We start from the raw sequence: 19346 nt of genomic DNA on the forward strand, positions 1-19346 counted from the left end.
AAAAGAAAGCGAAGAAAATTTTCATCATTTTCTTCGCTTTTTCTTTGATATAGATTTACTTTATTAAGTAAGTAGGGAAATAAGAATCAGGAGGAGGTACAGGACATCCTCTATAAGTAAGAGCATAAGGGATTAATAAATCATCCTTTGTAAGAATACTATTTACATTTCCGAAGCCATGATGAGCTTTCTCATCTCTAAAGCTATGTAAAACAACGTCTTTTATTCCTAATGGAAGCTTTTCGTCTGGTCTATCGTTGGACCAATTTCCTCCAGCGGGGAGATTGTCTTTTTTACCATCATCCCAAAATTGTACAAAATAGCCTGTATTTTCTCTTAAATCATATTGATTGTTATTCTTTTCTTTAGCGATTAAAGTCCCTTTTGTATCATAAATATAGAAAGTATCATTTTTTAAAGCATAGAAGTGATTATTTTTCATAAAAATGTGATCAAATTTTTCATCAAGAATGATTTCTCTATTCAAGTCAAGGATACCGTATTTTTTGCCAACCTTAGAAAATCTGATAGCTCCTTCTTTGTAGACTCTGATTTTTTTATATTCTGGTGGAAGAACAAGTCCTTTTTTTATATCCATTAGACCAAAGGTAGCGCCTTTAAGACCCTCAGAAGAACTACGCCCATCATATTTTCCATCTTTTAGAAAAGCAAATAAATTATTATGAACTTTCCCTATATCTCGATAATCTTCACTAGATATCCTTTTTAAATCTTCATTGACAAAGGCATATCTGTTATTAGCAAGCTCAACAACAGCATATCCATTAGAAAATGGATGTATATCAGGGTATTCATCTTCTGAAAGAATTCCTTGATCTTTATCTACTACTAAAACTTTGTGAGGGTAAATACCAGTAGCAAAAATCATATTTTTGTCTACTCTAAATACTTTGTAGATAGGTTTTTCAAACGTGTAGAATTCTTCGAAAGTATCTTTTTCTTTTTTATAAACTTTTCCTATATCTTCCTTTGTTTTTATAAAAATATGGTTTTCATCTAATACATTAATATCCCTGAAATCTTCATGAAACAAATCATTTCCATCAAAATCAAATATTTTGTAGCGTCTCTTTTCTTCTAGAAAGTTAAAAATAATATAATTTTCTTTTACTTGAGTATATATTTCTTCATTATCTTGAATCAGTTTTTTGATAAAATTTCCGTTTCTATCAATAATCCAATAAAAACCATCCTTTTTTACTAAAAGGTTTTTAGCATTATTTTCAGGAAAAAATAGCTTATCAAATTGGGGCTTAAGGATAAGATTTCCATTAAGGTCTACTACTCCATATCCATTAGTTGTGAGTAAGGGGTAAAGCTTTTGGTCATGATTAGTCTCTTTATAGAATAAAAAGAAATAAGGAATTTTTAATCTTTTTAATTCATTTAAACCAATTAAAGAATAGCCATTTGCATTATAGGTGGTTGCGTTCTTGTCACCAACATATACAGATACATCGCTCTTATAAATATTTCCTTTGCTTTTTAAGTGAGCTGCATTCTTTTTTAAGATTTTTGTATCAATAGAGAAATTCAAATCTTCAATGAAATATTTTTTTTCTTGATCTGCATAAGTGCCCTTTCTTGTGAAAATAGTTTTTCGAAGAAGGGAATGCCATTTTTTTTCATAGCCAAGGGCTTCTAAGTCTTCAATACAGATAAAAACATCTTCTTGTCCATTTATGGTGTAAGTGTCTAAATAAGTAGTTTGAACACCTGTATTGAAAAGTACTTCATTAGAAGATTTTTCATAAGTTCCCTTAATTTCTTGCTCGGTAAAGCCATGAAAAGGAAAAAGTACAATCATCAAAAAACAGATACAACTTAAAAATAATTTTAGTTTTTTCATAAAATCCTCCTAAATAGAAATCTTTATAGAGTACTTAGAACTTTTATATTATAGCATACTTTACAGAATTATTTATACGATAAAAAGTCGTTTAAAATATATATAGATATCCACCTTGATTGTCTACATTTAAAAGGTGATGATAGGATAAGGAATGACGTTATCATCATCGCCTTCGTATGATTTTTCTATATGAGTAAAACAAGCTACAATCTTGTTAGATTGTAGCTTGCAATTCATTTTATAATAAGTCATCTCCTGGCTGCCAGTCCATTGGGCATAAACCACCAGATTGAAGTCCTTGTAGAACCCTTAAAGTTTCATCTACACTTCTACCTACATTTAAATCATGGATGACTGAATATTTAAGTGTGCCTTCTGGATCAATGATAAATAATCCTCTTAAGGCAATTCCTTCTTCTTCTATTAAAATGCCATAATCACGTGATGTTTTTAGTGTTCGATCAGAAGCTAATGGAAATGAGAGCTTTCCAATACCACCATTTTCTATGGATGTATGAATCCAAGCTTTATGGGAATGTTCACTATCTGTACTTACCCCTAAAACTTCTGCATTTAATTTTTTAAATGCATCCATTCTTTTGTTAAAGGCTGTAATCTCTGTTGGACAAACAAAGGTAAAATCTAGGGGATAAAAAAACATAACAAGCCATTTTCCTTTGTAATGATCTAATGAAACTTCTGAAAAATTTTCACCAGCACCATCGATTGTTTTCATTTTAAAATGGGGTGCAGCTTTTCCAATGATTCTTTCAGCCATAAATTCGCCTCCATTCTTTTATTTACGATTTTAATATGCCCGAAAATGAAATTTTTAAACACAAGAGGTAGATAGTACATGGATATATAATCTATAAAATGATAGATATTTTGAAATGAAATTTTTTTATATCTATTTTATTTTGAATGATTGTTCAAATGTTTCTTTTTTATTTCAGCAGAAATAAGTATAATAATAGGTAAAATTACTTGAAATGGAAGAGCATAACTAGGATATACATCTAAAGCAAATTCTGCTTTGTCCATTACATTATCATGGATAAAATAAGATAAATTAATGATTAATAAGCCAATAGGTGTTACTATAAACTTATAATTTGTACAACTGAATATTTTAGCAACGCCGTTACAAGTACTTAATAAGCACATACATACTTTAATAAAGCCTCCTACTAAAAATGAAGTAGTGATTATAATTTCAAAACCAGAAGATAAATTTGCAATTTTTAGCAATCTAGCAGTTGTATAGGTGGGAAAATACATGCTTCCAGCAGTAGTAGAGCCTAATACTAAAATATCAGTAGTAGAAGATACATATAATATGATTCCCCCTATGAATATACCTAATATATAAACTTTATAAACTGATTTTATATGTGAAGAAGAAAAAAAGGTTGTAAATACAATGGTTTGAGTAAAAGGAAATATAAACGCATGAAAAGTACCTTTAATAAGGGGTTGTATACCTTCAGACAACATGGGGCGAAGATTATTTATATTCATCTTGTGAATTAACAATAAAGAAACTAGAAGTATCAAAAGAATAGTACCTATTAAAAAAAATTCTCCCCATCTACCTAATGTTTCGATTCCTTCCTTTGCTCCCCAAATACATAAAATACCAATCATAAACATGGATATAATTTTAGGGGTCTCTGGTAAAGAAACTATAAAAATAAAATCGCCAAAAACTCTTAATACTAATCCTCCTAAAAAGAATGAAAACCATACAAATAGTAATGAAAATCCTTTACCTATGAATTTCCCAAAAATGAGTTCAAGAATATCATATAAATCTTTTTCGGGGAAAAGTACTAAAAGTCTAGAATGCACGAATACTATAGGCAGTGCAGTCATAATGGATAAAATAATTGCAATCCATAAATCTTTTTTTGCTGCCCCTGCTGTAGTCAGTACGATTGAACTTCCTATTATAAATAAGCTTATAATGGATATACCTTGTTGATCAGAAAGAACCTCTTTATTCAATAATATGTCCTCCCAATAGTAATTAATTAGCAATCGTAAAATATTCAAATTAAATAAACATTATATAGTTTTCCCAAATCAACTAGTTTTATAAGGAAAGAACATTTTAAGAATATAGCATATATTTAGGTAATAAATATAGGATAGGAGGTGTGTGGGAATGAAAAAAAGAAAGGTTGGATTTGGTACCTTTTTTTTATGTTTATTATTGTGTGCATTTATTATTTTTGGACCTTTCTATTTGATTGGGAAAAAGAAACCGAAAAATATAGAAGGAAAAAAAGAGGAAGCGTTTAAAGGGGTGATCATCCTTTGGGATTATCCTCACTTAGATACTAAGAGTGGTACCCGATATGGATGGATGTTAAATAAAATTAAAAAATTTGAAAAAGATCATCCAGGGGTTTATATTGAACTAAAATCATTAAATTTGAAATCAGGACCCTTTAAAATAGAAACAGCCATACAGACCAAAACTTATCCAGATATTGCTCCTGTTGCTACAGATTATAGCATTATTCATCAAAATGTATTAGAGCCAGTAGACAAATATTTATCCAAAAAAGAGTTAGCTGATTATAAACCACAAGCATTGTCTGCTGTTCAGGTAGATGGTAAGGTATGGGGATTTCCTTGTATGATGACTACTTATACCATGCTTTTAAATCTGGATCTATTTCATGAAAAGGGGGTAACACCTCCCAAAGATGGGAAATGGACCTATGATGAATTTGTAAAAAGTTTAAAAAAACTTACATATGATGAAGATGGGGATGAAAAAATAGACGTATATGGATTTCATTCTTTTATTGGTGTAAATGATTATAATACTTGGGGAATTTTACTTTCTGATGGGGCAAAAATATTTGATAAAAAAAATACTCATTATGAATTTAATAATAAAAAAGCAGTTAGTGGCTTAAACAAACTAGTAAACTTAAAACTTAAATATAAAGTAACACCAGATGATTTTGGGGAGAATTCAGAAAAAGAATCATGGGAAAGGTTTTATAAAGAAAAAAAAGTAGCTGTTTATCCTACGGGAACGTGGGCTGTAAATGCACTAAATAAATTGAAAAGTAAAGGAGAAGGTTTTGAATTTGATGTGGCAAACTATCCTATAGGTAATGTAGGAGAACCTGTAGCTATATGTAAAAATACATCTGCCTATGGCATATTTAAGCAGGAAGATAAGAAAAAACTAAAAATGTGTGTAGAATTTTTAAAATTTATTACTCAAGAAAAATTTCAAGAGGAATTAAACCGTTTAGGGACCTTTCCAGTGAAAAAAAGTGTAGGAGAAATTTATAAAAATGATCCTTACATGTCAAAAATAGAGAAAAGTTTAGTTTATACGAAAAATATTCCCAATCATCCTCATTGGTTAGCCATTGAAGATATTATTCAAAGCCAGATTAGGCAAGTTCTTCTTCATAATAAATCTGTAGAAGATGCATTAAAGGATGCAGAAAAGAAGATTGCAAGTTATAATCAGATTGCTGAAAAAATGATTAAGTAGTGGGCTTGTATGGTATACTTAAATTAAATAAATATAATGATAAGCTAGGAGTGAACTCTGTGGAAATAAAATCAATTTATAATAGATTGACGGAAAATGTCCAAGGAATTAAAATTTTAAAAGATGAACCAATGAGCAAACACACTTCCTTTAAAATAGGAGGGCCCGTTGATTTGATGGTACTTCCAAAAACAAAAGAAGAAGTGCAAATGGCCATAAATGTTTGCAAGGAATGTGATGTAGATTATTATATCATTGGCAATGGTAGCAATCTTTTAGTTCGTGATAAAGGAATTAGAGGCGTTGTAATCAAACTTGCTGATAATTTTAATGAGGTAAATATAAAGGAAAATAGTGTAACGGCGCAAGCCGGGGTTTTGTTATCTGCTTTATCTAATGGTTTAGTAAAAGAAAGTTTTAAGGGCTTTGAATTTGCAAGCGGTATTCCAGGGACATTAGGCGGAGCAGTAGCCATGAATGCAGGAGCTTATGGTGGAGAAATGAAGGACGTATTAGTAGGAGCTTTTGTAGTAGATGATGAAGGAAAATTAATTTATTTAAATAAAGAACAGTTAGCTTTAGATTATCGAACAAGTATTATTCAAAAAAAGGGATATGTTGTTGTAGAAGCAGAAATGGTATTTGAAAAGGGAGAGATTACTGAGATAAAGGAAAAAATAAAGGATTTTACAAAGAGAAGAACGACCAAACAGCCCCTTCATTTGCCAAGTGCAGGAAGTACTTTTAAAAGACCTGTTGGATATTTTGCAGGGAAATTAATTGAAGATGCAGGCCTCAAGGGCGTTCAAGTAGGAGGGGCACAAGTATCATCCCTTCACTCTGGATTTGTTGTAAATGTCAATCATGCTACAGCAGAAGATGTGATTCACCTAATAGAGCTTGTTCAAAAGGTTGTGAAGGATCAATTTCATGTATTATTAGAGCCTGAGGTAAAGATTATAGGTGAAGTTTAATAGAATTTTATGAAATGGAAGTGAAGAACAAATGAAAATTTTTGCAGATTATCATACCCATACCATATATAGTCATGGAAAAGGAACGATTCAGCAAAACGTGGATGTGGCAATCCAAAAAGGATTAAGAGAAATCGCCATTTCTGATCATGGCTTTGGACATTTAATGTTTGGGATGAAAAAAAAGAATTTATCTAAGATGAGAGAAGAAATCAATGCCATCAATCAGTCTACTGAAAAGATCCATGTAAAGCTAGGAATGGAAGCAAATATTATTAGTAGAGATGGAAAATTGGACATTGGTCAGGATACAATAAACAAATTAGATATAGTACTAGCAGGATATCATTTTGGTGCCTTACCGGATAATTTGATGGATTGTTTCAGAATACATGGGAATAATTTTTTGGCTAGATATTTTCCTACAGTAGATAAAAAGGTAAGGGTGATCAATACAGAGGCAGTAGTTGCAGCTATTTATAATAATCCTATTGACATTCTTACCCATCCAGGAGCTAAGGCCAATATTGATACAAAAGAAGTTGCAAAAGCTGCAGCAGATAGAGGAACGGCACTTGAAATCAACAGCAGCCATGGTTTTTTGACAGTAGAATACATAAAAATTGCCATGAAAGAGGGAGCAAAATTTGTAATCAGTAGTGATGCCCACAGACCCGTTGATGTAGGAAATGTAGCAAAAGGAATAGAAAGAGCACAACAAGCAGGCCTTCATGTAGATCGAATTATTAATGCAGAAGAGTAGGAAGGAGGATATCACTATGAAATTAGTTATTATTACTGGATTATCTGGAGCAGGAAAAAGTCAGGCAATGAAGAGTATGGAGGATTTGGGATTTTATTGTGTGGATAATCTTCCTCCAGCATTGATTCCTAAATTTGCAGAGCTATGTATTCATGCACAAGGAGAAATTGAAAAAATTGCTTTGGTGATAGATATAAGAGGGAGAAGGTTCTTTGATGATTTATTTGAGAGTTTAGATGCTATTAAAGATCAGGGATATAATTATGAAATTCTATTTTTAGAGGCATCTGATCCAGTGCTGATTAAAAGATATAAAGAAACTAGAAGAATTCATCCTTTAAGTCCTAGAGGAAGAATTATAGAAGGAATCAATGCAGAAAGAAATAGACTCTCTGAATTAAAGAAAAATGCAAAATATATTGTAGATACTTCTAATCTGACTTCAGCTCAATTGAAAGAAGAAATTAAAAAAATATATATGGAGGGAGAAACCAGTCATAATCTGACTATATTTATTCAATCCTTTGGTTTTAAAAAAGGGATTTTATTAGATGCAGATTTAGTTTTTGATGTAAGGTTTTTACCGAATCCCCATTATATTGAGGAATTAAGGCCTTTTACGGGAAATGACAAACAGGTACGGGATTATGTAATGAAGTGGCCAGAAAGCATTCAATTTGTAGAGAAATTAAATGATTTGATAGATTTTTTAATTCCTTATTATATAAAAGAAGGAAAGTCTCAATTAGTGATAGGTATTGGATGTACAGGAGGAAAACATCGTTCTGTAACGGTTGCTAATATTTTATATGAAACATTGAAAGAAAAAGGACATCGAGCAATTATCAATCATAGAGATTCAGCAATTGTAAGGGAGTAATCTTAAAATGAAACTATTTGATTGGTTAAAACCAGGGTTAAAAATAAAAAGATGGCTTTTTTTAGGATCTGTTGGTATTGCATTTTTGATCATTGGTGGATATGCGTTTATCAATAAGATGTTTTTGAATAATCATTTTTTAGATTATTATCCAGTGGTTTTATTGTTAGGTATTGTGTTAATTGCTGTTAGTTTAAAAAAGGGTGCAGCATCCATTGTGAACTTGTTGGATACTCCTGGAAGTTTGGTAAAGTGTAAGATTGATAAAAAATTATATGAAAAGCGTATTTTGAATAAAGGACCTAAAACAGTTGTGATTGGTGGAGGAACAGGTCTTTCTGTTCTCTTAAGAGGTCTTAAAAAATATACTTCTAATATTACTGCTATTGTAACGGTAGCAGATGATGGTGGAGGATCAGGGATTTTAAGAGAGGATTTAGGAATGCTACCTCCAGGAGATATAAGGAATTGTATCTTAGCATTAGCAGATACAGAGCCCATTATGGAAAAATTACTACAATATCGTTTTGAAGAAGGAAAATTAAAAGGGCAAAGCTTTGGAAATTTATTGATTGCTGCAATGAATGGTATATCCGATAATTTTGAAGAGGCCATAAAAAAAATAAACCATGTTTTAGCTGTTACAGGAAAGGTTTTACCTGTAACGGTGGAGGAGATTACTCTCTATGCCAAACTAAAAAATGGAAAGGTCATTAAAGGAGAATCCCAAATTCCTATAAAGGTAAAGGAATTTGATAGTGGTATTGATCAGGTTTTTATTAAACCCAATAATGTAGTTCCCCTAGAGGAATCTATAGAAGAGATTATGAGTGCTGATGTGATTATTTTAGGACCCGGGAGCTTATATACAAGTATTATCCCTAATTTATTAGTTGAGGATATTAGAAAAGCTATTAGGGATTCAATAGCTACGAAGATTTATATAACTAATGTAATGACACAACCTGGAGAAACAGATGGATACAGTGTATTAGAACATGTTGAGGCCATCATAGAATATTTAAAGAGTGGAAATATTGATTATGTTTTTGTAAATGATGAGAAAATTCCCAAAGAAGTATTAAAAAAATATGCCCATGATGGTGCACAGCCCATAAGGCTTACGAAGAAGGATTGTAAAATATTAAAAGAAAAGGATATTAGCGTCATAGAAGGGCCTTTTGTAGATATAAAGAAACAGTATATAAGACATGATGCCAATAAGTTATCTGAAATGATTACAAAATTAGTATTAGAAGAGAAGTATGCTATTGATAAGAAAAAAATTATTGATTATTATATTCTAAGTGAAGAATTGAAAAAAGTATAGATGAAATGATTAATCAATTTATGATATAATAATTAAAATGCTGTTCATAATGACATCTAAACATTTTCTCATTGTAGTTAGGGGTGGAAGTTATGAGGGAAGAGATTAGTGCTGGTGGTGTGGTTGTTTTTGGAAATGCTATACTACTTTTACGTAAATACAATGGAGATTGGGTATTACCAAAAGGGAAAGTAAAACAAGATGAGGCCATAGACGCTGCTGCAATTCGAGAAGTTTATGAAGAAGGAAGAGCAAAAGGTGAGATTGTAAAATATATTGGAAAAATTAATTATTCTTTTAAAAACTGTTGGAAAGATCATGAGGTAGTCCATAAAACGGTTCATTGGTACTTAATGAGGACTAGAAATATGGATTGTATTCCTCTTAAAGAGGAAGGATTTGTAGATGCACGGTTTGTGCATATGGATAGGGCTACTGAGATAGCGAAATATAATGATGAAAGAGCAATTATACAAAAAGCCATCGAAGACATAAAAAAAGACCTCAACAGCCAATGAGGTCTTTTTTTGTAAACTTATAAAAAAAGGGTTTAATGCAAAAACTAGTATTATTAAAATTTTTTATCTTTTAGATTATGATAAAATTTAACGAAAAATATATGAATCTATGTTATAATGATAACAATGTACTATATTCGTATAATAAGGATGATTTTTTAAGGAACGTTCAGGTTTTGGAAGTAGGTGGTAAGATGTCCTTTTCTATGAAAACGAAGAATGAATTGGCAAGGATCATTCCAGAAGATCGATGTTGCCAATTAGCGGAGTTATCAGCATTGATTCGAATGAGTGGGACAATACAATTAATGGGCTATAAAAAAGTAAATGTAAAAATTATTACAGAAAATGCTGCTATTGCAAGAAAAATTTTTACATTATTGAAAAAATGTTTTGGAATTCATACGGAATTACGGGTAAGAAAAAATAGATTGTTAAAAAAGAATAATCACTATGTAATTATTATCACAAGTGATGCGGGGGCAAACGATATCCTGGAAAAAGTAGGTATTTTGAAAGTAGACCATAAACAATTTTTAATAGATTATAATGTACCAAAAGAATTAATTGAGGATAAATGTTGCAAACGAGCATATTTAAGAGGTGCATTTTTAGGAGCAGGTTCTGTAAGTGATCCAGAGAAAACCTATCATTTAGAATTTGTTACAAGTAGTCAAGAACATAGTGAAGGATTAAAAGAATTAATCAATCATTTTGACCTTAGAGCGAAGATTGTTCAACGAAAAAATAGTTATGTAATATACTTAAAAGAAGGAGATCGAATTGTTGATCTATTAAATATTATGGGAGCTCATTTAGCTTTATTAAAATTTGAAAACATAAGGATTGTAAAGCAAGTAAGGAATAATGTAAATAGGATTGTAAATTGTGAGACAGCGAATTTAAGTAAAATAGTAAATGCTTCTATTCGGCAGATAGAAAATATAGAGTATATACAAAAAACTGTAGGATTTAAAATACTTCCTGACAATCTTCGAGAAATAGCAGAGTTAAGACTTGATTACAAAGAAGCTAGTTTAAAAGAACTAGGACAAATGTTAAATCCACCTGTTGGGAAGTCAGGGGTAAATCATAGATTAAGAAAAATAGAGAAGATCACAGAAAAATTAAAGCAGAATGAGGGGGAGTTGTAAATGATCAATAGGGAAATCACCGTGATGAATGAAGAAGGATTACGTGCAAGACGAGCAGCCTTGTTTGTACAATTAGCAAATAAATTTAGTTCTGATATTTTTGTAGAAAAAGATACGAAAAATGTAAATGGAAAAAGTATTATGTGCATTATGGCTTTAGGGTTATTGAAGAGTGAAAAGATCGTAGTAACTGTTGATGGACCTGACGAAGAACAAGCTCTAGAAGAAATAGTAAACTTTTTCGAAAAACCACAAGAAGATTTATAAAACTATTCCAATGGGAATAGTTTTTTTAAATGAACGAAAAATGTAAGTTTATGTAATATAGGGATGAGATGGTAATATAGGAATTTAGACGCATTTTTGGAATCTTAAAAAAAATTTGAAGGGATTTGTATCATTATATCGAATAAGTTTAAAAATGAATGTTTTTTACCATCTCAGTTTTGGAGGATCCTATGTTTAAAATAAATCTTAACTTTCTAAAGCCAGGAATGATTTTAGCAAAAACAATTAACGGAAGTGATGGGCAAGTTTTGTTGAATGCTGGAGTAATCTTAAAAGAAAGCTATATTGAAAAGCTCAGGCAGATTGGTATTAGTAGTCTATACATAGATACGAAAGAAACATCAGATATTGTGATTGAAGATGTTATTTGTGAACAAAATAGATTTGAAGCAAAAAACATTATCAGAGAGACAATGAAGGATGTTTATATGGGCAGATCGATACAAACAAAAGAAGTATTTGAGGCAGTAAGTAATATTTTGGATGATTTGTTAGGAAATAAGGACATTATGCTCAATCTTTCTGATATTAAGGCAGTCGATGATTATACTTTTGCTCATTCTGTTAATGTTTGTGTGTTATCCCTTATAACAGGAATTACTATGGGATACAACAGGGATAAATTAGAAAAATTGGGAATCGGTGCTGTGTTACATGATATAGGAAAAATTGCAATTCCTCCAGATATATTAAATAAGCCTGGTAAACTGACAGATATTGAGTATAAAATCATTCAAGAGCATCCTCGATTAGGATATGATATTGTAAAAGAACATGCTACTATTAGTAGCCTTAGTGCCATGGTGATTCTTACCCATCATGAAAGACATGATGGAAAAGGATATCCATTAGGAAAGAAAGGGAAAGAAATATTTGAATTTTCTAGAATTGTTGCAGTAGCAGATGTATATGATGCGTTGACTTCTGATAGGGTTTATAAGAAGAAGGTTTTACCCCATGAAGCGATAGAATATTTAAGGGCTATGGGCGATTTGCAATTTGATTCTGAAATTGTAAATAATTTTGCTGCACATGTAGCACCTTATCCTGTTGGAACCATTGTAAAATTAAGTACAGGGGTTCAAGGAATCGTTGTAGCTGTAGATAAAAATCATCTTAATAAACCTAAGGTTAGGTGTTTTTGGAACAAACAAGGAGATCAATATTTGAATGAAGCAGAGGTCAATCTTGTGAATTTACCATCGATTACAATCTCAGAGGTGTTAGAGAAACTTGAATAGTTTTTTGATTGTTTTTTGATATAATAAGGTATGAACAATTTGTTCATACCTTTTATTTTTTAGATGTTTAAAGGCTATTGAACCTATTATATCCCTATATGAGGTGGTATGTGAATATGACAAAAAATGAACAGATTATAAACCATATAAAAGAGTTGCCTGTGGGAAGTAAAATATCCGTAAGAGGAGTTGCACAGGATCTAGAAGTTAGTGAAGGAACAGCTTATAAGGCTATTAAGGATGCAGAAAGAAAAGAACTTGTTAGTACCATTCCAAGAGTAGGAACTATACGAGTTGAAAAGGTCGAAAAAAAACAAATTGATAAAGTAACATTTGCGGAAGTACTCAATATTGTAGAAGGACAAATCCTAGGAGGCCATGAAGGAATTTATAAGATTGTCAATAAATTTGTCATTGGTGCCATGTCTATTGATGAAATTGAAAAGTACATTTCAGAAGGGGATTTATTAATTGTAGGAAATAGGGATGATGTTCATAAGCTTGCACTAGATAAAAAATGTGCAATCCTTATTACAGGAGGTCTCTCATGTGATGATGAAATAAAAAAAATAGCCAATGAGAAAAAACTACCTATTCTTTCTACAAGCTATGATACATTTACCATTACTACTATGATTGATCAAGCTTTACATGAGAGATTGATTAGAAAAGAAATATTAATAACAGAGGATATTATGCCCCATACCCTTCATTATCTAAAGGTGGGAGAGACAGTCTGTGATATGAAAAAATTAATAAAAAGAACAGGACATAGTAGATATCCTGTAGTAGATGAAAATTTACATGTTATAGGAATTGTATCCCCAAGAGATATTGGAGGAGCAGACAGTACGGAACCCATTATAAATGTTATGACAAAAAATCCTATTACCGTGTCTGTGAATACATCTGTAGCTTATATTTCACATGTAATGATTTGGGAAGGATTAAAAGTGGTTCCAGTTACAGATAAAAAGAAACTTATAGGTATTATTACTCGCCAAGATATTATAAAGGGACTCAAGCAGATGAGAAATCAACCCCATATGGGAGAGCCTTTTGAAGATATGATTACTAGTGAATGTAATGTGGAAGAAACAGAAAAGGGTATAAAATTTTCCGGAGAAATTACTCCCATGATGTTAAATGATCGAGGGATTGCTAGTGCAGGTGTTTTGGTACTACTTATGTCTACTGCTGGGTGCAGTGCTATTAAGATGCAGAAAAATTTAGATAGTGTGATTGATAGTTTTATGATTTATTATATAAAGCCATTGCAGCTTGAGAGTAAATTCGAAATCTATGTAGATATTATCAATGTGAGTAGGAAATTTTATAAAGTGGATATTACAGCTTATCACAATGATGAGATTGTATCCAAAGCTATGATGTCAGCAAAACAATTAAGAAGATAGAAAGGAGGTACTTATGGGAGATTTTGTACATTTACATGTGCATACAGAGTATAGTTTATTAGATGGTGCAGCCAGAATAAAACCCCTTATAAAAACTGTAAAGGATTTAGGGATGAAAGCCGTAGCCATAACAGATCATGGATGTATGTTTGGTGTGATTGATTTTTATAAAGAAGCTAAAAAGGAAGGAATTAAACCTATTATAGGTTGTGAAGTGTATACTGCTACTAGAACTCTTTTTGATAAAGATCCAATAAAAGATAAAAGGCAGGGTCACCTAGTACTCCTTGCTAAAAATAATGAGGGCTATAAAAATCTTATGAAAATTGTATCTTTAGGATATGTGGATGGTTTTTATTATAAACCTCGAATAGATCATACAGTTCTTGAAAAATATAGTGAAGGCATTATCGCCCTTAGTGCATGTCTTGCAGGAGAGATCCAACAAAGACTTTTAAATAAGGATTATGAAGGAGCTAAAAAAGAAGCATTAAGACTAGAGGGGATATTTGGAAAAGATGATTTTTATCTAGAACTTCAGGACCATGGTATGCAGGAGCAGAAAATGGTAAACAATCAATTAATCAGGTTAAGCCAAGAAACAGATATCCCATTAGTTGCAACTAATGATATTCACTATTTAAAGAGATCTGATGGAGATATTCACGATATACTTCTTTGTATTCAAACAGGAAAGAATATAGATGATGAAGATCGACTAAAATTTCCTACAAAGGAATTTTATCTAAAATCTCCAAAAGAGATGGAAGACCTCTTTCCATATGCAAAGGAAGCCTTAGAAAATACCGTAAAAATTGCAAATAGGTGCAATGTAACTTTTGATTTTAACCAAATGTATTTACCAAAGTATGATGTACCTGATTCTTATAGTGCAAAGGAATATTTAAGGAAATTATGTAATGAAGGATTGAAAAAAAGATATAAAGAAATTACAAAGGAACTTTTAGAAAGATTAGAGTACGAATTATCTACTATAGAAAATATGGGGTATGTAGAATATTTTCTAATTGTATGGGATTTTATAAGATATGCAAAAGAAGAAAACATCATGGTAGGACCAGGAAGAGGATCTGCTGCAGGAAGCTTAGTTTCATATACATTAGGAATTACAGAAATTGATCCTATTAAGTATCATCTCATTTTTGAGCGTTTTTTAAATCCAGAACGTGTAACCATGCCGGATATTGATATTGATTTTTGCTTTGAAAGAAGGCAAGAAGTTATTGATTATGTAGTGAGAAAATATGGAAAAGAAAAGGTAGCACAAATAATCACCTTTGGAACAATGGCAGCAAGAGCAGCTATAAGAGATGTAGGAAGGGCGCTGAATATGTCCTATGCAGAAGTAGATGCTATTGCCAAAAAAATTCCTATGCAGTTGGGTATTTCTATTGATAAAGCATTAGAAATAGATAAGGGATTTAAAGAAATATATGAAAGAGACGAAAGGGCAAAATATTTAATAGATGCTGCAAGGGCTGTAGAAGGAATGCCAAGACATGCATCTACTCATGCAGCTGGGGTTGTAATTTCTAAAGAGGCTATTGATGAATATGTACCTTTATATATGCATAATGAAGGTCTTACAACTCAATTCACTATGACAACATTAGAAGAGTTAGGGCTTCTTAAAATGGACTTTTTAGGTCTTCGAAATCTAACAGTAATCAGGGATGCTATAGAGAGTATAGAGAAGAATCATGGGGTAAAAATAAATTTTTCCAATAGTAACTATGATGATAAGTTAGCTTATGAAATGATTAGTAAAGGGGATACTATAGGGGTATTTCAGCTAGAAAGTGCAGGTATGAGGCAGTTTATGAAGGAATTAAAGCCTGATTGCTTTGAAGATATAGTAGCGGGAATTTCCCTTTACAGACCAGGGCCTATGGATTCTATTCCTAAGTATATAGCTTATAAAAATAATCCAGAAAAAATAGAATATTTACATCCATTGCTAGAAAAGATCCTTAATGTAACCTATGGATGTTTAATATACCAAGAACAAGTAATGCAGGTAGTTAGGGAACTTGCTGGTTATTCCTATGGACGAAGCGATTTGGTTCGCCGTGCCATGAGTAAAAAGAAAATGGATGTGATGGAACAAGAAAGAGAATATTTCATTCATGGAAAAAAAGATGAAGAAGGAAATATTGAAATTACAGGATGTGTAAGCAAGGGTGTACCAAAAGAAATTGGAAATCAAATATATGATGAAATGATAGATTTTGCCAAATATGCTTTTAACAAATCCCATGCAGCGGCCTATGCAGTGCTAGGTTATGAAACAGCATACCTTAAGGCGTACTACCCTGTTGAATTTATGGCAGCACTCATTACGAGTATTATGGGGAATACCACAAAGGTAGCCCAATATATAGAGGATTGTAAGAAGAAAAACATAGAAATACTGCCACCTAGTGTCAATGAAAGTCATCATAAGTTTATTGTACAGGATGGGAAAATTCGATTTGGCCTTTTGGCAGTGAAAAACGTTGGTGCAGGCGTTATAGATGCTATTGTAGCCGCAAGAGAAGAGAAAGGTAAGTTTTTAAGTTTTACAGATTTTTGTGATAAAGTGGATATGAAAGAAATCAATAAAAGAGCTATTGAGAGTCTCATAAAAGCAGGAGCCTTTGATCATTTAGGAGCCAATCGTGCCCAGCTTTTAGCCATCTATGAAAGGACAATTGATGGAATAGCTCAAGATCGAAAAAGGAATTTAGCAGGCCAGGTTTCATTATTTCAAGCATTTGATGAAATCATACCTGCTAATGTTAAAAGAGATGATTTGCCAGATATCAAAGAGTTTGCTCAGAAAAATCTTTTGATGATGGAAAAAGAAGTAGTGGGACTTTATATTAGTGGTCATCCCCTTTCAGAGTATGAACAAGAAGTTAAAAAAGTTTCAACCATGAATGCAGGAGAGTTAATGGAGATCAATGAAAATCATGAAAATAATTCTGTAAAAGATGGATCCTATATAAGAATAGGGGGACTCATTGGACATCGAAAAAATAAAATCACTAAAAATAATAATATGATGGCTTTCATAACACTAGAAGACTTATTTGGTAGTGTAGAAGTATTAGTTTTTCCTAAAATATTTGATAAATATATGAATTTATTATATGAAGATAGTGTTGTCATTATAGAAGGAAAAATAAGCATGAGAGAAGAGGAAGAACCTAAAATTATAGCAGAAAAAATACTACCCCTCATAAAGAAAAATGATAAAGGGATAAAAAAGTTATATCTAAAAATAAGTAGAGGTCAAGAGCTAGATGTTTTATTTGAAAAAATTAAACCGACACTGAAAAGTCACAAAGGAGATGTGCCGGTATACTTATATTTAGAAGGGAAAAATAAGAAACTAAAAGCGAATAAGGAATTATGGGTAACGTTAAATGATGATTTAATTAAAAATTTGATAGGATTGCTAGGAGAAGATTGTGTAAAAGTATGTTAGTGTTTCTTTGAATGAGCAATCCTTGCAGATGCTGCTGCAGCAATACCAGCAACTAAATCATCTAAAAATGTATGCACCCCATTTTTAGGATCATTTAAGTCTTTTAAGATACCAAGCTTTTCTTTATCTAGATAACCAAAGCTTGTAAGACCGATGGTTCCATATACATTTGTTATACTAAGGGCTAATACCTCATCAATGCCATAGAGGGGTTCATCACGTTTTAATATATCTAAAAGAGGTTCTGGTAGAAGATTTTTTTCAGCATAAATATCTAAAACCACTCCCGTTAAGATAGCGTGTTGAACTTCTCTTTTTTCTAGAACTTTATTAATACTATAAAGGCAGTCATCCATTGTTAAGGGTCCGTATTTTATTTGTAAATCATATACTAACTTTGCAATATCTAAAAGATTTACTCCTCGATCCTTTAACATTTTGATTACAATATCTTTCAAATGTACTCCTCCTATCTTAATTTGGTGTATGATATAATATGATAGAAGATAAATTTTGGTACATGAAAAATAAAGAAATGAAAAATACTATAAGGAATAATAATTAAAGCATAAGGATATATTGCAATTTACTTAAAATTAGAATAAAATAAAATCAAAATCAATATACTCCAGGGGGAGGACTATTATGTGGACAGTAGTATATATGGCACACAACAAAGCAGATGCAGATAGAATCCAGTGTCATTTAATGAATGAAGGGTTTTTAGTAAAATTAAAGCCTATTGGAAGAGAAGAAGAAGGTGTCTTTGAGGTTTTAGTTCCTAATGGTGAAGCAGAAGAAGCACATGAAGTTTTGGTAAATTTATAATAAAAAATATTAGGGGAAAGTACCCAAAATAGGGACTTTCCCCTATGAAATATGGAGAGAATATTTTATAAAACTTGATAGATACTAATAAAGGAGAGAGCCTATGAAAAAAATTGGTGTACTGACTAGTGGTGGAGATTCTCCAGGAATGAATGCGGCTATAAGAGCTGTCGTTCGAGCAGGAATATACAATGGCTTAAAGGTAGTTGGCATCAAAAGAGGTTATGAAGGACTTATAAATGGTGATATTGAGGAGATGAATCTCTCGTCCGTGGCAGATATTATTCATAGAGGAGGAACTATGCTTAGAACTGCTCGGAGTGAAGCTTTCAAAACCAAAGAAGGATTTGAAAAAGCACTGAATGTAATCAACATTTTTGGTATAGAAGGAATTGTTGTCATTGGAGGAGATGGTTCTTTAAGAGGAGCAGAAAAATTAAGTGAAGCGGGTATTCCTACTATAGGACTACCTGGAACGATAGATAATGATTTAGCATATACGGATTATACCATTGGATTTGATACAGCCATTAATACGGTACTCCATGCAATTAGTAATATTAGAGATACGTCTACTTCCCATGGAAGAGCAAACATTGTTGAGGTAATGGGGAGACATTGTGGGGATATTGCCCTTTATGCAGGACTTGCTGGAGGAGCAGAAAGTATTATTGTTCCAGAAGAAGAATGCTCTATTGATGAGGTGTGTAAAAGACTGATTCAAGGAAGAAATAGAGGTAAATTACATAGTATCATTATTTTAGCAGAGGGCGTAGCTGGAAATTCCTATGAAATTGCAAAAGAAATAGAAACAAAAACAGGTATAGATGTAAGGCTTACTATTCTTGGACATATACAAAGAGGAGGCAGTCCAACAGCATTTGATAGGATTTTAGCAAGTCGAATGGGAGGAAATGCTGTAGAGCTGTTAATGAAGGGTAAGAAAGGAAGAACTGTTGGGATGAAAGGAAATGAAATTTGTAATTTTGAAATATCTAAGGCCCTTTCAATGAAAAAGGAAATGAATAAAAATTTATATGAGTTAGCAAAAACACTATCTATATAA

17 protein-coding genes are annotated in these 19346 nt (G+C 31.8%); 13 read left to right on the plus strand and 4 right to left on the minus strand.

Going from position 1 to position 19346, the window contains the following annotated elements; translation table 11 throughout:
- Positions 1-55: 55 nt before the first annotated feature.
- From K7H06_RS03175 to K7H06_RS03185, 3 genes are all read right to left on the minus strand, one after another.
- Positions 56-1870 (minus strand): WG repeat-containing protein, encoded by a 1815-nt coding sequence (locus K7H06_RS03175; RefSeq protein ID WP_223038522.1) that lies wholly within the window; start codon positions 1868-1870, stop codon positions 56-58.
- Between the two features lie 241 nt (positions 1871-2111).
- Positions 2112-2651 carry a peroxiredoxin gene (locus K7H06_RS03180; protein WP_223038523.1) on the minus strand — a complete coding sequence of 180 codons (540 nt, stop codon included), beginning with the start codon at positions 2649-2651 and terminating at the stop codon, positions 2112-2114.
- A gap of 137 nt (positions 2652-2788) precedes the next feature.
- Complete coding sequence (locus tag K7H06_RS03185) at positions 2789-3880, minus strand: GerAB/ArcD/ProY family transporter (RefSeq protein ID WP_223038524.1); 1092 nt, start codon at positions 3878-3880, stop codon at positions 2789-2791.
- Between the two features lie 160 nt (positions 3881-4040).
- Between K7H06_RS03185 and K7H06_RS03190 the strand changes: the two genes are divergently transcribed.
- From K7H06_RS03190 to K7H06_RS03240, 11 genes are all read left to right on the plus strand, one after another.
- Positions 4041-5399 (plus strand): extracellular solute-binding protein, encoded by a 1359-nt coding sequence (locus K7H06_RS03190; RefSeq protein ID WP_223038525.1) that lies wholly within the window; start codon positions 4041-4043, stop codon positions 5397-5399.
- Positions 5400-5449: 50 nt separating this feature from the next.
- On the plus strand, positions 5450-6373 hold the full coding sequence (gene murB / locus K7H06_RS03195; RefSeq protein ID WP_484795929.1) for a UDP-N-acetylmuramate dehydrogenase: 924 nt from the start codon (positions 5450-5452) through the stop codon (positions 6371-6373).
- A 31-nt stretch (positions 6374-6404) separates the two neighbouring features.
- On the plus strand, positions 6405-7136 hold the full coding sequence (locus tag K7H06_RS03200) for a PHP domain-containing protein (RefSeq protein ID WP_223038526.1): 732 nt from the start codon (positions 6405-6407) through the stop codon (positions 7134-7136).
- A gap of 16 nt (positions 7137-7152) precedes the next feature.
- Positions 7153-8016 carry an RNase adapter RapZ gene (gene rapZ / locus K7H06_RS03205; protein ID WP_223038527.1) on the plus strand — a complete coding sequence of 288 codons (864 nt, stop codon included), beginning with the start codon at positions 7153-7155 and terminating at the stop codon, positions 8014-8016.
- Positions 8017-8023: 7 nt separating this feature from the next.
- Positions 8024-9346 carry a gluconeogenesis factor YvcK family protein gene (locus K7H06_RS03210; RefSeq protein WP_223038528.1) on the plus strand — a complete coding sequence of 441 codons (1323 nt, stop codon included), beginning with the start codon at positions 8024-8026 and terminating at the stop codon, positions 9344-9346.
- 92 nt (positions 9347-9438) lie between these two features.
- Positions 9439-9864 (plus strand): NUDIX hydrolase, encoded by a 426-nt coding sequence (locus tag K7H06_RS03215; RefSeq protein ID WP_223038529.1) that lies wholly within the window; start codon positions 9439-9441, stop codon positions 9862-9864.
- Positions 9865-10058: 194 nt separating this feature from the next.
- A complete protein-coding gene (gene whiA / locus K7H06_RS03220; protein ID WP_223038530.1) occupies positions 10059-11018 on the plus strand; it encodes a DNA-binding protein WhiA in 960 nt (319 codons plus the stop codon).
- On the plus strand, positions 11019-11285 hold the full coding sequence (locus tag K7H06_RS03225; RefSeq protein ID WP_223038531.1) for an HPr family phosphocarrier protein: 267 nt from the start codon (positions 11019-11021) through the stop codon (positions 11283-11285).
- Between the two features lie 191 nt (positions 11286-11476).
- Complete coding sequence (locus K7H06_RS03230; RefSeq protein WP_223038532.1) at positions 11477-12547, plus strand: HD-GYP domain-containing protein; 1071 nt, start codon at positions 11477-11479, stop codon at positions 12545-12547.
- A 116-nt stretch (positions 12548-12663) separates the two neighbouring features.
- Positions 12664-13962, plus strand: a complete 1299-nt coding sequence (locus K7H06_RS03235; protein ID WP_223038533.1) for a DRTGG domain-containing protein — start codon at positions 12664-12666, stop codon at positions 13960-13962.
- 13 nt (positions 13963-13975) lie between these two features.
- Positions 13976-17452 (plus strand): DNA polymerase III subunit alpha, encoded by a 3477-nt coding sequence (locus K7H06_RS03240; protein WP_223038534.1) that lies wholly within the window; start codon positions 13976-13978, stop codon positions 17450-17452.
- Here K7H06_RS03240 and K7H06_RS03245 read toward each other — a convergent pair.
- Entirely contained in the window at positions 17449-17910 is a 462-nt protein-coding gene (locus K7H06_RS03245) for a phosphatidylglycerophosphatase A family protein (RefSeq protein ID WP_246637620.1), read from the minus strand. The genes K7H06_RS03240 and K7H06_RS03245 overlap by 4 nt on opposite strands.
- A 187-nt stretch (positions 17911-18097) precedes the next feature.
- On the opposite strand from K7H06_RS03245, the gene K7H06_RS03250 reads away from it, so the two are divergent.
- Positions 18098-18280, plus strand: coding sequence for a hypothetical protein (locus K7H06_RS03250; RefSeq protein ID WP_223038535.1), 183 nt, complete (start codon positions 18098-18100; stop codon positions 18278-18280).
- A gap of 103 nt (positions 18281-18383) precedes the next feature.
- On the plus strand, positions 18384-19346 hold the full coding sequence (gene pfkA / locus K7H06_RS03255; protein ID WP_223038536.1) for a 6-phosphofructokinase: 963 nt from the start codon (positions 18384-18386) through the stop codon (positions 19344-19346).

This window comes from Crassaminicella profunda (genome assembly GCF_019884785.1).
Lineage (GTDB): Bacteria > Bacillota > Clostridia > Peptostreptococcales > Thermotaleaceae > Crassaminicella > Crassaminicella profunda.

Bases quoted from the DNA above. Each gene is read 5' to 3' on its own strand.
- pfkA (WP_223038536.1), top strand. From the start codon at position 18,384: ATGAAAAAAATTGGTGTACTGACTAGTGGTGGAGATTCTCCAGGAATG.
- K7H06_RS03235 (WP_223038533.1), top strand. From the start codon at position 12,664: ATGACAAAAAATGAACAGATTATAAACCATATAAAAGAGTTGCCTGTG.
- K7H06_RS03210 (WP_223038528.1), top strand. From the start codon at position 8,024: ATGAAACTATTTGATTGGTTAAAACCAGGGTTAAAAATAAAAAGATGG.
- K7H06_RS03250 (WP_223038535.1), top strand. From the start codon at position 18,098: ATGTGGACAGTAGTATATATGGCACACAACAAAGCAGATGCAGATAGA.
- K7H06_RS03200 (WP_223038526.1), top strand. From the start codon at position 6,405: ATGAAAATTTTTGCAGATTATCATACCCATACCATATATAGTCATGGA.
- K7H06_RS03180 (WP_223038523.1), bottom strand. From the start codon at position 2,651: ATGGCTGAAAGAATCATTGGAAAAGCTGCACCCCATTTTAAAATGAAA.
- K7H06_RS03190 (WP_223038525.1), top strand. From the start codon at position 4,041: ATGAAAAAAAGAAAGGTTGGATTTGGTACCTTTTTTTTATGTTTATTA.
- K7H06_RS03225 (WP_223038531.1), top strand. From the start codon at position 11,019: ATGATCAATAGGGAAATCACCGTGATGAATGAAGAAGGATTACGTGCA.
- K7H06_RS03240 (WP_223038534.1), top strand. From the start codon at position 13,976: ATGGGAGATTTTGTACATTTACATGTGCATACAGAGTATAGTTTATTA.
- K7H06_RS03230 (WP_223038532.1), top strand. From the start codon at position 11,477: ATGTTTAAAATAAATCTTAACTTTCTAAAGCCAGGAATGATTTTAGCA.
- rapZ (WP_223038527.1), top strand. From the start codon at position 7,153: ATGAAATTAGTTATTATTACTGGATTATCTGGAGCAGGAAAAAGTCAG.
- whiA (WP_223038530.1), top strand. From the start codon at position 10,059: ATGTCCTTTTCTATGAAAACGAAGAATGAATTGGCAAGGATCATTCCA.
- K7H06_RS03215 (WP_223038529.1), top strand. From the start codon at position 9,439: ATGAGGGAAGAGATTAGTGCTGGTGGTGTGGTTGTTTTTGGAAATGCT.
- K7H06_RS03175 (WP_223038522.1), bottom strand. From the start codon at position 1,870: ATGAAAAAACTAAAATTATTTTTAAGTTGTATCTGTTTTTTGATGATT.